General features: G+C 43.0%; 13 protein-coding genes and 1 tRNA gene. 12 read left to right on the top strand and 2 right to left on the bottom strand.

What is annotated here, in order from left to right; translation table 11 throughout:
* Positions 1-46 precede the first annotated feature (46 nt).
* The 8 genes from iscR (at position 47) to iscX (ending at position 5,728) form a co-directional block, all read left to right on the top strand.
* Positions 47-517, top strand: coding sequence for a Fe-S cluster assembly transcriptional regulator IscR (iscR, locus tag DK428_RS08315; protein ID WP_109063606.1), 471 nt, complete (start codon positions 47-49; stop codon positions 515-517).
* A gap of 65 nt (positions 518-582) precedes the next feature.
* Entirely contained in the window at positions 583-1,797 is a 1,215-nt protein-coding gene (locus DK428_RS08310) for an IscS subfamily cysteine desulfurase (protein WP_065295262.1), read from the top strand.
* A 60-nt stretch (positions 1,798-1,857) separates the two neighbouring features.
* A complete protein-coding gene (gene iscU / locus DK428_RS08305; RefSeq protein WP_050693963.1) occupies positions 1,858-2,241 on the top strand; it encodes a Fe-S cluster assembly scaffold IscU in 384 nt (127 codons plus the stop codon).
* 201 nt (positions 2,242-2,442) lie between these two features.
* A complete protein-coding gene (iscA, locus tag DK428_RS08300; protein WP_083014999.1) occupies positions 2,443-2,766 on the top strand; it encodes an iron-sulfur cluster assembly protein IscA in 324 nt (107 codons plus the stop codon).
* 11 nt (positions 2,767-2,777) lie between these two features.
* A complete protein-coding gene (gene hscB, locus DK428_RS08295; protein ID WP_109063605.1) occupies positions 2,778-3,299 on the top strand; it encodes a Fe-S protein assembly co-chaperone HscB in 522 nt (173 codons plus the stop codon).
* 23 nt (positions 3,300-3,322) lie between these two features.
* Entirely contained in the window at positions 3,323-5,182 is a 1,860-nt protein-coding gene (gene hscA, locus DK428_RS08290; protein WP_109063604.1) for a Fe-S protein assembly chaperone HscA, read from the top strand.
* A 10-nt stretch (positions 5,183-5,192) separates the two neighbouring features.
* Positions 5,193-5,534 carry an ISC system 2Fe-2S type ferredoxin gene (gene fdx, locus DK428_RS08285; protein ID WP_005700966.1) on the top strand — a complete coding sequence of 114 codons (342 nt, stop codon included), beginning with the start codon at positions 5,193-5,195 and terminating at the stop codon, positions 5,532-5,534.
* Positions 5,534-5,728, top strand: a complete 195-nt coding sequence (gene iscX / locus DK428_RS08280; RefSeq protein ID WP_109063603.1) for a Fe-S cluster assembly protein IscX — start codon at positions 5,534-5,536, stop codon at positions 5,726-5,728. Before fdx ends, iscX begins: the two co-directional genes overlap by 1 nt.
* Before the next feature lie 133 nt (positions 5,729-5,861).
* On the opposite strand, the gene metG is transcribed toward iscX, so the two are convergent.
* Positions 5,862-7,922: a methionine--tRNA ligase gene (gene metG, locus DK428_RS08275; RefSeq protein WP_109063602.1), complete on the bottom strand. Its 2,061-nt coding sequence runs from the start codon at positions 7,920-7,922 to the stop codon at positions 5,862-5,864.
* A gap of 171 nt (positions 7,923-8,093) precedes the next feature.
* Here metG and apbC point away from each other — a divergent pair, with 171 nt between their 5' ends.
* From apbC to zevB, 3 genes are all read left to right on the top strand, one after another.
* Positions 8,094-9,206 carry an iron-sulfur cluster carrier protein ApbC gene (apbC, locus tag DK428_RS08270; protein ID WP_109063601.1) on the top strand — a complete coding sequence of 371 codons (1,113 nt, stop codon included), beginning with the start codon at positions 8,094-8,096 and terminating at the stop codon, positions 9,204-9,206.
* 455 nt (positions 9,207-9,661) lie between these two features.
* A complete protein-coding gene (zevA, locus tag DK428_RS08265) occupies positions 9,662-10,270 on the top strand; it encodes a zinc transporter binding subunit ZevA (protein ID WP_109063686.1) in 609 nt (202 codons plus the stop codon).
* 15 nt (positions 10,271-10,285) lie between these two features.
* Positions 10,286-11,308, top strand: coding sequence for a zinc transporter permease subunit ZevB (gene zevB / locus DK428_RS08260; protein WP_109063600.1), 1,023 nt, complete (start codon positions 10,286-10,288; stop codon positions 11,306-11,308).
* A gap of 122 nt (positions 11,309-11,430) precedes the next feature.
* Here the strand turns inward: zevB and DK428_RS08255 are convergent.
* A tRNA-Asn gene (locus DK428_RS08255) sits at positions 11,431-11,506 on the bottom strand.
* A gap of 403 nt (positions 11,507-11,909) precedes the next feature.
* Between DK428_RS08255 and uvrB the strand changes: the two genes are divergently transcribed.
* On the top strand, positions 11,910-13,952 hold the full coding sequence (gene uvrB, locus DK428_RS08250; RefSeq protein WP_109063685.1) for an excinuclease ABC subunit UvrB: 2,043 nt from the start codon (positions 11,910-11,912) through the stop codon (positions 13,950-13,952).
* Positions 13,953-13,985 lie beyond the last annotated feature (33 nt).

Below are 13,985 nucleotides of genomic sequence, written 5' to 3'. Positions count from 1 at the left end.
AATGTAAAGATTTTAACGTTATTAACTAAATAGGAACACAAGAAAAATGAAATTAACCTCCAAAGGTCGTTATGCAGTAACTGCAATTTTAGACATTGCAATTTATGCCAATGATGGTCCTGTAAGTTTATCTGATATTTCCGAACGACAACATATTTCCCTTTCTTATTTGGAACAATTGTTCGCTAAACTGCGTCGCAACAACCTTGTCAAAAGCGTACGCGGTCCCGGCGGCGGTTATAAATTGGGCTACGCGCCGAATGAAATTTCGATCGGTATGGTCATCGCCGCTGTTAATGAAAATATTGAAACGACCAAATGTTTAGGCAAAGGCAATTGCCATAACGGAACCGAATGCTTAACCCATACTTTATGGGAAAAATTAAGTCTACGCATTGCCGATTTTTTAAATGAAATCACGTTGGCCGAATTGGTTTCGCAACATAAAGACAGACATGAAAAACATCCTCATAAACACCATAAAGATTTTGATAATCTTGTTGTAGTTAACAACTAATCGGCTAACATCCGCATTTAACAGGAAAAAGTGCGGTTAAAAATAGTAATATTTAGGAGTGAATAATGAAATTACCCATTTATTTAGATTATGCGGCAACTTGCCCGGTGGACGAGCGCGTAGCCAAAAAAATGATGGAATACCTGACCATCGATGGCGTTTTTGGCAACCCGGCTTCACGTTCCCACAAATTTGGTTGGCAAGCGGAAGAGGCGGTAGATATTGCGCGTAATCAAATTGCCGATCTCATTGGTGCCGATTCCCGTGAAATTGTTTTCACCTCAGGCGCAACAGAATCGGATAACCTTGCTATCAAAGGCGCAGCGCATTTTTATCAAACCAAGGGTAAACATATTATTACCTGTAAAACCGAACATAAAGCCGTACTTGACACTTGCCGCCAATTAGAACGTGAAGGCTTTGAAGTAACCTATTTAGAGCCGGAATCTGACGGCTTAATCGATTTAGAAAAATTCAAAGCCGCATTACGCCCGGACACCATTGTTGCCTCTATCATGCACGTTAATAACGAAATCGGTGTGATTCAAGACATCAAATCCCTTGGTGAACTTTGCCGTGCCAACAAAACGATTTTCCATGTGGACGCCACCCAAAGCGTGGGCAAAGTGGAGATCAATCTTGCCGAATTACCGGTCGATTTAATGTCCATGTCCAGCCACAAATTATACGGGCCGAAAGGTATCGGAGCCTTATATGTACGCCGTAAACCACGCATTCGTTTAGAAGCGATTATTCACGGTGGCGGCCATGAGCGCGGTATGCGTTCCGGTACATTACCGGTGCACCAAATCGTTGGTATGGGTGAAGCCTATCGCATTGCGAAAGAAGAAATGGCAACGGAAATTCCACGCATTAAAGCCCTTCGTGATCGTTTATACAATGGCTTAAAAGATATTGAAGAAACCTATGTTAACGGCTCTATGGAACACCGTGTTGCCAACAACCTCAACATCAGTTTCAACTATGTAGAAGGTGAATCCTTAATGATGGCATTGCGCGATATCGCGGTTTCTTCAGGCTCCGCTTGTACTTCTGCGAGCCTCGAACCATCTTATGTTCTGCGTGCTCTCGGACGTAATGACGAATTGGCACACAGCTCTATTCGCTTCACGTTAGGCCGCTTCACCACCGAAGAAGAAATCGACTACACTATCAGCCTAATGAAAGGTGCGGTGGAAAAATTACGCGCATTATCCCCGCTTTGGGATATGTTTAAAGAAGGTATCGACTTAAATACCATTGAGTGGTCGGCTCACTAATTTCACGGGCGAACCCGTTTCGTTCAGTTAGCAATATTATTTTAGAATAGGAACAGAAAAATGGCATATAGCGACAAAGTTATCGATCATTATGAAAACCCACGCAACGTGGGCTCTATGGACAAAAAAGACAGTTCGGTCGGCACCGGCATGGTGGGCGCACCGGCGTGCGGTGACGTGATGCAATTACAAATCCGTGTGAACGATGAAGGCATTATTGAAGATGCAAAATTCAAAACCTACGGCTGCGGTTCCGCAATCGCTTCCAGCTCTTTAATCACCGAATGGGTGAAAGGCAAATCCTTAGAAGAAGCGGGCGCGATCAAAAATAGCCAAATCGCCGAAGAACTTGAATTACCGCCGGTAAAAGTGCATTGCTCGATTTTGGCAGAAGACGCCATTAAAGCCGCTATCGCCGATTACAAAGCGAAAAAAGGTTCTTAATGTCATAAAAGTGCGGTCGTTTTTCTAAGCGTTTTTAAACGCCAAGAAAACTAACCGCACTTTGCCTTTTTTTAACTAGAGTAAAAACGATCACTATCAATAAGTTAAGCATTTTTATTTTTGATATCCCGAGTGTTACTTCTTTCTACTTATAACACTGCGAAATACCTAAGTAGCTATTTGATTTTGGAGAAATAAAACATGTCAGTCACATTAACTGAAAGCGCAGCAGAGCGCGTAAAAACATTTTTAGAAAAACGCGGGAAGGGTATCGGTTTACGTTTAGGCATTAAAACCTCAGGCTGTTCCGGCTTGTCTTACATGCTGGAATTCGTGGATACACTAAACGAAGACGATCAAGTTTTTGAACAACACGGCGTGAAAGTGATCGTGGACACCAAAAGCCTGGTGTATTTAGACGGCACCCAATTAGATTTTGTCAAAGAAGGCCTAAATGAAGGCTTCAAATTCACCAACCCGAACGTCAAAGACGAATGCGGTTGCGGTGAAAGCTTTAACGTGTAATTGAGACGATGATGAACAATCCCTTTGCACTATTTAATTTGCCCGTAGCCTTTCAGGTGGATAGCGCGTTATTAAACGAGCATTATCTGGCGTTGCAAAAATCCCTTCATCCGGATAATTTTTCAGCGGCTTCTGCGCAAGAACAACGCCTTGCCATGCAAAAATCAGCGGAAATTAATGATGCTCTTCGCATTTTAAAAGATCCGATTGCACGCGCCGACAGCATCATTACCCTCAATACCGGCGAACGAGAAAACCCAGAAGAAAAAAGCAACAAAGACATTGGTTTTCTGATGCAGCAAATGGAATGGCGTGAAACCTTAGAAAATATCGAAAACCGTAAAGACACGGATGAATTAACAGCATTTACCAAAGAAATTGACCAAATCCGTCATGCCATTTTAAGCGAATTATCCACCGCACTTGCTGAGCAACAATGGAACGTCGCGCGGGCAATGACAGACAAATTACGTTTTATCAAAAAACTCCAAACAGAAATTGAGCGAGTTGAAGAAACTCTTTTAGATTTTTAATGTAAACCATATCGAGAGACAACATGGCGTTACTTCAAATTGCAGAGCCGGGACAAAGTGCCGCGCCCCATCAACAAAAACTTGCCGTGGGCATCGATCTCGGCACTACAAACTCCCTAATTGCTACCGTACGCAACGGCCACAGCGATATTTTATTAGACGAACAAAATCGTCCGCTATTGCCTTCTGTTGTGCATTTTGGCAAAGATGAAAAAGTGATTGTCGGCTACGAAGCCGCCGAACTTGCCACGCAAGATCCACAAAATACGGTGATTTCCGTCAAACGTTTAATCGGTCGTAGTCTTGCGGATATTCAACAACGTTATCCAAATTTGCCTTATCAATTTGTCGCCAGTGAAAACGGTTTGCCTTTGTTAACAACACGCCAAGGTGTACGTAGCCCGATTGAAATTTCCGCAGAAATACTGAAAAAATTGACCGCACTTGGCGAGCAACGCTTAGGCGGTAACCTTGTAGGTGCAGTGATTACCGTGCCTGCCTATTTTGATGATGCTCAACGCCAAAGCACCAAAGACGCAGCGAAATTAGCGGGACTTAATGTGCTACGTTTATTAAACGAACCAACGGCGGCAGCCATTGCGTACGGCTTGGATAGCGGACAAGAAGGCGTGATTGCTGTGTATGATTTAGGCGGTGGTACCTTTGACATTTCCATTTTGCGCCTCTCCCGCGGCGTGTTTGAAGTGTTGGCGACCGGAGGCGACACTGCGCTAGGCGGTGATGATTTCGATTTGGTCTTAGCCGATTGGATTATCGAACAATCTGCAGTAAAACCGGAAAATGACAGCCAATATCGTGAACTCATTGAGTTAGCCAATCACATTAAAGTGGAATTAACTAACGTAACGGAAACTAAAATTCAGTATCGCAATTGGCTTGGCAACATCAGCCGAGAGCAATTTAACGAACTGATTCAACCGTTAGTTAAACGTTCTTTACTTGCTTGTCGCCGCGCGTTAAAAGATGCCGGCGTAGAAGCGGAAGACGTGAATGAAGTGGTGATGGTGGGCGGTTCTACCCGTGTACCTTATGTGCGCGAGCAAGTGGGCGAATTTTTCCAAAAACAACCGTTGACTTCTATCGATCCCGATAAAGTGGTCGCCCTTGGCGCAGCCATTCAAGCTGATATTCTCGCCGGCAACAAACCGGATTCCGAACTATTGTTATTGGACGTCATTCCGCTTTCCCTTGGCATTGAGACCATGGGTGGTTTGGTGGAAAAAATCATTCCGCGCAACACCACCATTCCTGTGGCGCGTGCGCAAGAATTTACTACCTTCAAAGACGGACAAACCGCAATGTCGGTGCATATCGTACAAGGTGAACGGGAATTGGTTAACGATTGCCGTTCTCTCGCCCGCTTCACCCTACGCGGCATTCCGCCGATGGCGGCCGGAGCAGCGCATATTCGCGTCACCTACCAAGTAGATGCCGACGGGTTACTCAGCGTCACCGCCATGGAAAAAACCACCGGCGTACAATCCTCGATTCAGGTAAAGCCGTCTTACGGTTTAACGGATGATGAAATTGCCAACATGCTGAAAGCCTCCATGGAAAATGCCAAAGAGGATATTCAAGCGCGTTTATTGGCGGAACAACGCGTAGAAGCGGAACGTGTACTGGAAAGTGTACGCTCGGCTCTGGCACAAGATTATGATTTATTAGATGACGACGAATTAAGTGCGGTCAAAAACGCAATTATTTCGTTGGAACAATTAAAACAGCAAGATGATTCCCTTGCCATCAAACAAGGCATCAAAGCGCTGGATTTAGCAACGCAGGAATTTGCTGCCCGTCGTATGGATAAATCCATTCGTACCGCGTTAGCAGGTCACTCCGTTGACGATATTGTAGGAAAGTAAGGATATTAAAATGCCAAAAGTGATTTTTTTACCTAATGAAGAATTTTGCCCGGAAGGCATGGTCGTTGATGCCGCTGCCGGCGACAATTTGCTTGAAGTGGCCCACAACGCCGGCGTAGAAATTCACCACGCTTGCGATGGCTCTTGCGCTTGCACCACATGCCATGTGGTGGTGCGTGAAGGAGGCGATTCTTTAAATGAACCAAGCGATCAAGAAGAAGATATGTTAGATAAAGCCTGGGGCTTAGAAATGGACAGCCGACTGTCTTGCCAATGTATTGTCGGTGATGAAGACTTGGTCGTCGAAATCCCGAAATACAATATTAACCACGCAAATGAGGCGGCCCACTAATGAAATGGACGGACGCCCAACTCATTGCCGAAGCCTTATATGACAACAATCCGGAGCTGGATCCGAAAACCGTGCGTTTTACCGATTTGCACCGCTGGATTTGTGAATTAGACGATTTTGACGATGATCCGCAAAAATCAAACGAAGGGATTTTAGAAGCTATTTTGCTGAAATGGTTGGAAGAATACGAGTAGAAATTCTCTCAGAAAAACAACCGCACTTTAATCGCAAACTTTAACTGTAGGGGACAGGCTTTATGCCTGTCCTATTCGTATCATCAGATCGTCGGACAGACATAAAGTCTGTCCCTACAATGTGGAATGATGCTTACTTCACCTGCATTCCCGCTTTCACGCCTGCATCAGCAGACAACAGGAATAAATCAGCGCCGCCGGTGCCTGCACTTAAAATCATGCCTTCGGACACACCAAATTTCATTTTGCGTGGTGCAAGGTTTGCCACCATAATCACAAAGCGTCCTTCCAGCTCTTCCGGCTTATCGTAAGCCGCCTTGATACCTGAAAAAACTTGGCGTTTGTGATCGCCCAAATCCAGTTCAAAGCGCAATAATTTATTGGATTCCGGCACGGCTTCGCATTTCAATACTTTCGCTACACGTAGATCAAGCTTCGCGAAATCATCAATCGTGATGGTCTCTGCAATCGGCTCAATAGCTCCCGTAGATTCATTGGCATTTTGAACCGCACTTTTCATGGCAGGCGCGGCATTCACTTGCGCATTTTCCGCTTTAGATGCCTCAATCATTGCTTCAATTTGTTTACCATCCAAGCGAGAGAACAAGGCTTTAAACGGTGCAATTTGATGATTTAACAATGGCTGCGCTAAATTTGCCCAGGTTAATTCCGCCAGCAAGAAGGCCTCTGCACGTTCTGCCAGTTTTGGTAACACCGGTTTCAAATAGCCCATCAGCACGCGGAATAATTGAATCCCCATAGAACACACCGCTTGCAACTCCGCATCTTTGCCCTCTTCTTTCGCAATCACCCAAGGGGCTTTATCGTCAATATATTTGTTGGCTTTATCGGTTAATGCCATGATTTCACGAATGGCTTTGCCGAATTCGCGATTTTCGTAATACGTAGCGATTTGCTCAGATTGTGCAATAAATTCACTAAATAAAGCCTGATCATCTAATGCTGCCGCCAACTTGCCGTCAAAACGTTTTTGGATAAAACCGGCGTTACGGGAAGCCAAATTCACCAGTTTATTCACCAAATCCGTATTCACGCGCTGAACGAAATCTTCTAAGTTCAAATCCAAATCATCAATGCGATTACTTAATTTCGCCGCGTAGTAATAACGCAAGCATTCCGGATCCAAGTGTTTCAAATAGGTTGCCGCTTGAATGAATGTACCGCGGGATTTTGACATTTTCTCACCGTTCACCGTCACATAGCCGTGCACAAAAATATTGCTCGGTTTACGGAAACCGGCACCTTCTAACATGGCAGGCCAGAACAGGCTGTGGAAATACATGATGTCTTTGCCGATGAAGTGATAAAGCTCAGCATCGCTGTCTTTGCACCAGAAACTGTCGAAATCAATACTGCTTTCACGTTTGCACAGATTTTTGAAAGACGCCATATAACCGATAGGCGCATCCAACCAAACGTAGAAATATTTGCCTTCCGTATTCGGAATTTGGAAACCAAAATATGGCGCATCGCGGGAAATATCCCATTGTTGAAGACCCGCTTCAAACCATTCCTGCATTTTATTCACCACTTCCGGCTGCAAAGATCCGGAACCTAACCAGTTTTTCAACATGGCTTCAAAACTTGGCAAATCAAAGAAGAAGTGCTCGGAATCTTTCATGACCGGCGTCGCACCGGACACCACGGAGCGTGGATTGATGAGTTCCGTCGGACTATAAGTAGCCGCGCACACTTCGCAGTTGTCACCATATTGATCCGGCGATTTACATTTCGGGCAGGTACCTTTCACAAAACGATCAGGCAAGAACATCCCTTTTTCCGGATCATAGAGTTGGAAAATGGTGCGGCTTTTAATAAAACCGTTTTCTTTTAAGCGGTTATAAATGAACTCTGAAAACTCGCGATTTTCTTCACTGTGTGTGGAATGGTAGTTATCAAAGCTGATGTTGAAACCGGCAAAATCCGCCATATGTTTGTGACGTACATCATTAATAAGTTGTTCCGGCGTAATGCCCATTTGGTCGGCTTTTAACATGATCGGCGTACCATGTGCGTCATCGGCACACACAAAGTGAATGTCATTGCCTCGCATCCGTTGAAAACGCACCCAAATATCCGCCTGAATATGCTCCAACATGTGACCTAAATGAATTGGGCCATTGGCATACGGCAAGGCACAAGTAACTAAAATTTTACGCTTGGAATTCGACATAATATTGACCTTTAAAATACTTAAAAAACGGAAAAAAATTAGCGCTTATGTTACCTTATTGAGGGTATTTTTTCTAGTTTAATCATGATTTAGGCATTTTTAACTTAACAGATAAAGGCGGTCATGATTAAATATAACCAACGAATTTACTACACTAAAAAAGGAAGCATTATGGCGACGTTATTTTCTGAAAATTTAACGGAACAACAGAAGGAACATATTGTTCGGTTATTCAAAAACTTTCAACACCCTACTCTGCAAAAAGATCTCATTTCTCTCAACACATTGAAAAAAACCGAAAAGGGCGGTGATACTTTGCGTGTAGAATTATCCATGCCTTTCGCCTGGAACACCGCTTTTGCCGAATTAAAAAATGCCTTAACCGAACCGTTAAAAGCAGCGGCAGAAGTAGAAAATGTCAAATGGCTGTTAAACTACCAAATCGCCACTCTCAAACGCGCTAACAATCACCCTGCGGTGAAAGGCGTAAAAAATATTATTGCAGTGAGCTCCGGTAAAGGCGGCGTGGGCAAATCCACCGTTTCTGTTAACCTTGCCATCGCGTTACAACAACAAGGTGCACGCGTGGGAATTTTAGATGCGGATATTTACGGCCCCTCCATTCCACACATGCTCGGTGCACCGCATCAACGCCCAACATCACCTGATAATCAACACATCACGCCAATTGAAGCGCACGGCTTGTATGCCAACTCCATCGGTTTCCTAATGGACGAAGACAACGCCACCATTTGGCGCGGTCCGATGGCAAGTAGCGCATTAAGCCAACTATTACAAGAAACCCTATGGCCTGACTTGGATTATCTTGTGATCGATATGCCTCCGGGCACCGGTGACATTCAACTTACCCTGTCCCAACAAATTCCGGTGACAGGCGCAGTAGTTGTCACAACCCCACAAGACATTGCCCTATTGGATGCGGTAAAAGGGATTTCCATGTTTGAGCGTGTTTCCGTGCCGGTATTAGGTATTGTGGAAAACATGTCCATACACATTTGTAGCAACTGCGGTCACCAAGAAGCGATTTTCGGTACTGGTGGTGCAGAACGCATTGCGGATAAATACAACATCAAAGTATTGGGACAACAACCGTTACACATCCGCCTTCGTCAAGATTTGGATCGCGGCGAACCAACCGTAGTTGCCGCGCCGGACAGCGAAATTGCACAAGGTTTCTTAAAATTAGCTGAGAAAGTCGCGACCGAACTTTACTGGCAAGGCTCTGTGATTCCGAGCGAAATTATGTTCCGCGAAGTGAAGTAACGACATTGCATTGAAATTCCATTAAAAAAGTGCGGCTAGTTTTTAACGCGTTTAAAAAACGTCGAAAAAACCAACCGCACTTTTTATATTTAGTTTATTCTTTGTACGAAATTAAATATAAATTCATTCGAAAAAACTATACAGAATTTCAAATTTTAGTCATAAAAAAACCTCTCCGCGAGGAGAGGTAGGAAAGTAGTTTAGCTATTTATGATTATTTTATTTAGGAACTTTATGAATATCAAGCAATCACTTGATATGGTTAGATAATATAGGTGTTTTTCCTCTCTGCAAAATACTAAATTATGTTTTCTTGATATAAATCACAAAAAATTAGTTATTTTTATATTTTTGTCGATTTTTTGTGCTTACTGTGAGTGGTTTTAATTTGTGTTAAAATGTAGCGATAAAAATTTTCGGAAGGTGACTGTGTGAAAAAATATTTTTTATTTTTAATGTTCTGTTTGTTGGCGCCAAATGTATTCGCCCACCCACATGCGTTTATTGACATGAAAACTAAAATCCTGGTGAAAAACCAACAGTTAGTCGGCTTTTCTGCTCAATGGATACTGGATGAACCGAGTTCTGCTGCAATGTTATATGATATAAACCAAGCTCATGGCAATAAACAAGCATTACAAAAATTAATTGATGAAATTATCGGCAACATAGTGAATGAACATTATTTTAGTTATCTATTTGATAAGAATGAAAATAAAGTTAAATACAGCGCTAAACCTCAAAATTACGGTATGAAAACCAGCGGTTCGCAAGTGTTGTATTATTTTGATTTTATGCTGTCAAAACCGCAATCATTGGTGGATAACGAATTCACGTTGAGCACCTACGATCCCACTTACTACGTTGCGATGTACTACGATCAGCCCGTTAATCAGGCAGTCGATTTTTCCCAACTACCGGCAAATTGCCGTGGCGAAGTATTGGAAGCGCAAGTAGATGATAAAATAAAAGCATACGCTTCATCATTAGATCAATCGCAACGTAATGAAGATAACACCCTCGGCGCGTTATTTGCTCAAAAAGTGCGGTTGATTTGCAAATAGTTTTTAAGAGTTCTAATGAAATCCCGTTTATTTTATACCGTTTTATTTGGCCTTTTAATTGTTGCCATCATTTATTTATTCCCTTGGTTATTCACACGGATCGCTGTGTGGCAAAGGGAATTTAACCAACTTATTTCCGGCTATTTACACGAGATAAAACAACAACCTGCCTATGCGGGAAGTTTGTTAATTTTAGTCAGTTTCCTTTATGGGGTGTTTCACGCCCTCGGTCCGGGACATGGAAAATTTATTATTGCCGGCTATTTAGCCACCCATCAAACCCAACTTAGCCGCAGTATGCAAATCACGTTTTTCTCATCTTTAATGCAAGGCGTTGTAGCGATTTCGGCCATCTCAATTATTGTGTTGGTTTTGCAACTGTCTTCCGGCTACTTTAATTTAAGCCAACTGTGGCTTGAACGCACGGCGTTCTGCTTGATCATTTTGCTCGGTCTAAATTGGTGTTGGAAAAACGGTAAGATTTTATATAAACAACGCCGCCAACAGAAAAAACGCCCTCAAATTCAACGTATTCAAGGAATTTCGTCCGGAGGAATCCGCGTAGGCTCATTAATCACAGAAAAAAGTGCGGTGCATATTTCAAACGCTTTTCCTGACCATAACGAACATTGTAGTTGTGGGCATCAGCATATGCCTGACCCGACCAAACTAAAACAAAATCATACTTTGAAAGACAGCCTATTGATTATTTTAAGCATTGGTATGCGACCTTGCTCAGGTGCCATTTTTGTGTTGTTTTTAGCCTATATGTTAGATCTCTACCGTTGGGGAATTTTTGCCACCTTAGCCATGGCTTTCGGCACCGGTATCACCCTATCCGCCTTTGCCTTATTAGTGCGTTATGCCCGTGCGACAGCACTAAAAATGGGGCAATGGTATCGTGTCCCGTTGGCTAATTTAGATATTGAAGCCACAATGAAATGTATCGCAGGTGTAATATTGATTTTCTTTGCGCTAAGTTTGCTTTATGGCTCTACATTGCCGGTGAGCGGTGGTGCGGTATTATTTGCCAGATAAAAAGAAATGAAAGGTTTCAGCAGAAAAAATAAAAGCCCATAAGGAGGATATGGGCTCAAATTCCTTTGGTATGCTTAGCTTTTATAAAAGGAGACAAATAAAAACTATCCAAAAGAAAAAATTGGCTCCTCCTGCTGGACTCGAACCAGCGACATATGGATTAACAGTCCACCGTTCTACCGACTGAACTAAGGAGGAAGAATTTGGTATCAATAAAGATAGGCGCGTATATTACTTATCCGACCACTCCTTGTCAACACCTCAAATTAAAAATTTTTTAACATTTCCAACTGTAATTTTCTATCCACAAAGTCTGTGGATAAGTTTGTGAATTATTATTTTACAAATGAGCCAATCCCTGCTCAAATAAGGCTTCGCAGAAATTCTTAGTGGAATTGATTGCAAAATAACATTTACTTATTTTTCAACTAGTTAATAAAAATCTAGAGAATTTTTTAAAATTTTTTTATAAATTTGTGAAGCCACACACTTGACAACCCTAACTCTGTGTAAAACTTAATTTTTTATCACTCAATTTGGAGTGGTAAATATGCTAGAATGCACGGCATTAAAAAAACATCCTAAGAATCGACCGCACTTTATGTCTGAAAAAATCAATACGAAACCTTTTATCCTCCATTCTGATTTCCAACCCTCCGGAGATCAGCCGCAAGCTATCGAAAAATTGGCCGAAAATTTAACGGATGGCTTGGCGCACCAAACTTTGTTGGGCGTAACCGGCTCCGGAAAAACCTTTACCATTGCCAATGTAATCGCTCAATTAAACCGTCCCGCTATGTTGCTTGCGCCGAATAAGACGCTCGCGGCTCAGCTTTACGCGGAAATGAAAGCTTTTTTTCCTGAAAATGCGGTGGAATATTTCGTCTCTTACTATGATTATTATCAGCCGGAAGCCTATGTGCCGAGCAGTGATACCTTCATTGAAAAAGATGCGTCCATTAACGATCAAATCGAGCAAATGCGTTTGTCGGCTACCAAATCTTTTTTGGAACGTCGGGATACCATTGTGGTCGCCTCAGTTTCCGCCATTTATGGTTTAGGCGACCCAGATTCTTATTTGCAAATGATGTTGCATTTGCAACAAGGGGCGATAATCAATCAACGTCAGATTTTGGCGAAGTTGGCAGAATTGCAATATACGCGTAACGATCAGGCATTTCAGCGCGGTACGTTTCGTGTGCGCGGGGAAATTATCGATATTTTCCCGGCAGAATCCGATGAGCGCGCAGTACGCATTGAATTATTTGATGATGAAATTGAGCGTTTAAGCTTATTCGATCCGCTCACCGGAAGCAGTTTTGGTGCTATCCCACGTTTCACCGTGTATCCGAAAACACACTACGTCACACCGCGCGAGCGCATTTTAGATGCCATTGAAAAAATCAAAGTGGAGTTGGCGCAACGACGGGAATATTTCATTAAAGAAAATAAATTGTTAGAAGAACAACGAATCAGCCAACGTACTCAATTTGATATTGAAATGATGAACGAGTTGGGCTATTGCTCGGGGATTGAAAACTACTCACGTTATTTGTCGGGCAGAAATGAAGGCGAACCGCCACCGACTTTGTTTGACTATATGCCGTCCGACGCCATTTTAATTATTGATGAATCCCACGTCACCGTGCCGCAAATTGGCGGGATGTATCGTGGCGACCGTTCCCGCAAAGAAACGTTGGTGGAATATGGTTTCCGTTTGCCTTCGGCGTTGGATAACCGACCGTTACGTTTTGAAGAATTTGAACGCTTGGCTCCGCAAACCATCTATGTTTCGGCTACCCCGGGGCCTTATGAATTGGAAAAATCCGGCGCTGAAATTATCGATCAGGTTGTGCGTCCAACAGGCTTACTCGATCCGCAAATTGAAATTCGCCCGGTGTCTATTCAAGTGGATGATTTGCTTTCTGAAGCGCGTCAAAGAGCGGATAAAAATGAGCGCGTTTTAGTGACGACGCTGACCAAAAAAATGGCGGAGGATTTAACGGATTATTTAGATGAACACGGGATTCGAGTGCGTTATTTGCACTCCGATATTGATACGGTGGAGCGTGTGGAAATTATCCGTGATTTGCGCCTAGGCGAATTTGATGTATTGGTCGGGATTAACTTATTACGAGAAGGCTTGGATATTCCCGAAGTATCACTCGTGGCGATTTTAGATGCGGATAAAGAAGGCTTCTTGCGTTCTGAACGTTCTTTAATTCAAACCATCGGACGTGCCGCGCGAAACTTGAATGGTAAAGCGATTTTGTATGCGGACAGCATCACCAAGTCTATGGAAAAAGCCATTACGGAAACCAATCGCCGCCGTGAAAAACAAACGAAATACAATGAAGATCACGGCATTGTGCCACAGGCGTTAAATAAAAAAGTGGGCGAATTGTTAGACATCGGTCAGGGCGCCAATCAAAAAGCGAAAGCCAATAAACAACGCGGAAAAATGGTGGCAGAACCGACCGCACTTTATGCCGTGCCTACATCACCGAAAGAATATCAACAACAAATTAAGAAATTGGAACAGCAAATGTATAAATTTGCGCAAGATTTGGAATTTGAAAAAGCTGCCTCCGTGCGTGATCAATTACAGCAATTACGAGAAAGTTTTATGTTATCTGGCGAGTAAAAGTGCGGTCGTTTTTCTCGGTGTTTTCATAAA

Origin of the sequence: Aggregatibacter kilianii (genome assembly GCF_003130255.1) — a bacterium.
GTDB lineage: Bacteria > Pseudomonadota > Gammaproteobacteria > Enterobacterales > Pasteurellaceae > Aggregatibacter > Aggregatibacter kilianii.
This window is presented reverse-complemented; position numbering and strand designations above follow the sequence as displayed.

Bases quoted from the DNA above. Each gene is read 5' to 3' on its own strand.
- hscB (WP_109063605.1), top strand. From the start codon at position 2,778: ATGAACAATCCCTTTGCACTATTTAATTTGCCCGTAGCCTTTCAGGTG.
- hscA (WP_109063604.1), top strand. From the start codon at position 3,323: ATGGCGTTACTTCAAATTGCAGAGCCGGGACAAAGTGCCGCGCCCCAT.
- DK428_RS08310 (WP_065295262.1), top strand. From the start codon at position 583: ATGAAATTACCCATTTATTTAGATTATGCGGCAACTTGCCCGGTGGAC.
- iscR (WP_109063606.1), top strand. From the start codon at position 47: ATGAAATTAACCTCCAAAGGTCGTTATGCAGTAACTGCAATTTTAGAC.
- zevB (WP_109063600.1), top strand. From the start codon at position 10,286: ATGAAATCCCGTTTATTTTATACCGTTTTATTTGGCCTTTTAATTGTT.
- metG (WP_109063602.1), bottom strand. From the start codon at position 7,922: ATGTCGAATTCCAAGCGTAAAATTTTAGTTACTTGTGCCTTGCCGTAT.
- apbC (WP_109063601.1), top strand. From the start codon at position 8,094: ATGGCGACGTTATTTTCTGAAAATTTAACGGAACAACAGAAGGAACAT.
- zevA (WP_109063686.1), top strand. From the start codon at position 9,662: ATGTTCTGTTTGTTGGCGCCAAATGTATTCGCCCACCCACATGCGTTT.
- iscX (WP_109063603.1), top strand. From the start codon at position 5,534: ATGAAATGGACGGACGCCCAACTCATTGCCGAAGCCTTATATGACAAC.
- uvrB (WP_109063685.1), top strand. From the start codon at position 11,910: ATGTCTGAAAAAATCAATACGAAACCTTTTATCCTCCATTCTGATTTC.
- iscA (WP_083014999.1), top strand. From the start codon at position 2,443: ATGTCAGTCACATTAACTGAAAGCGCAGCAGAGCGCGTAAAAACATTT.
- fdx (WP_005700966.1), top strand. From the start codon at position 5,193: ATGCCAAAAGTGATTTTTTTACCTAATGAAGAATTTTGCCCGGAAGGC.
- iscU (WP_050693963.1), top strand. From the start codon at position 1,858: ATGGCATATAGCGACAAAGTTATCGATCATTATGAAAACCCACGCAAC.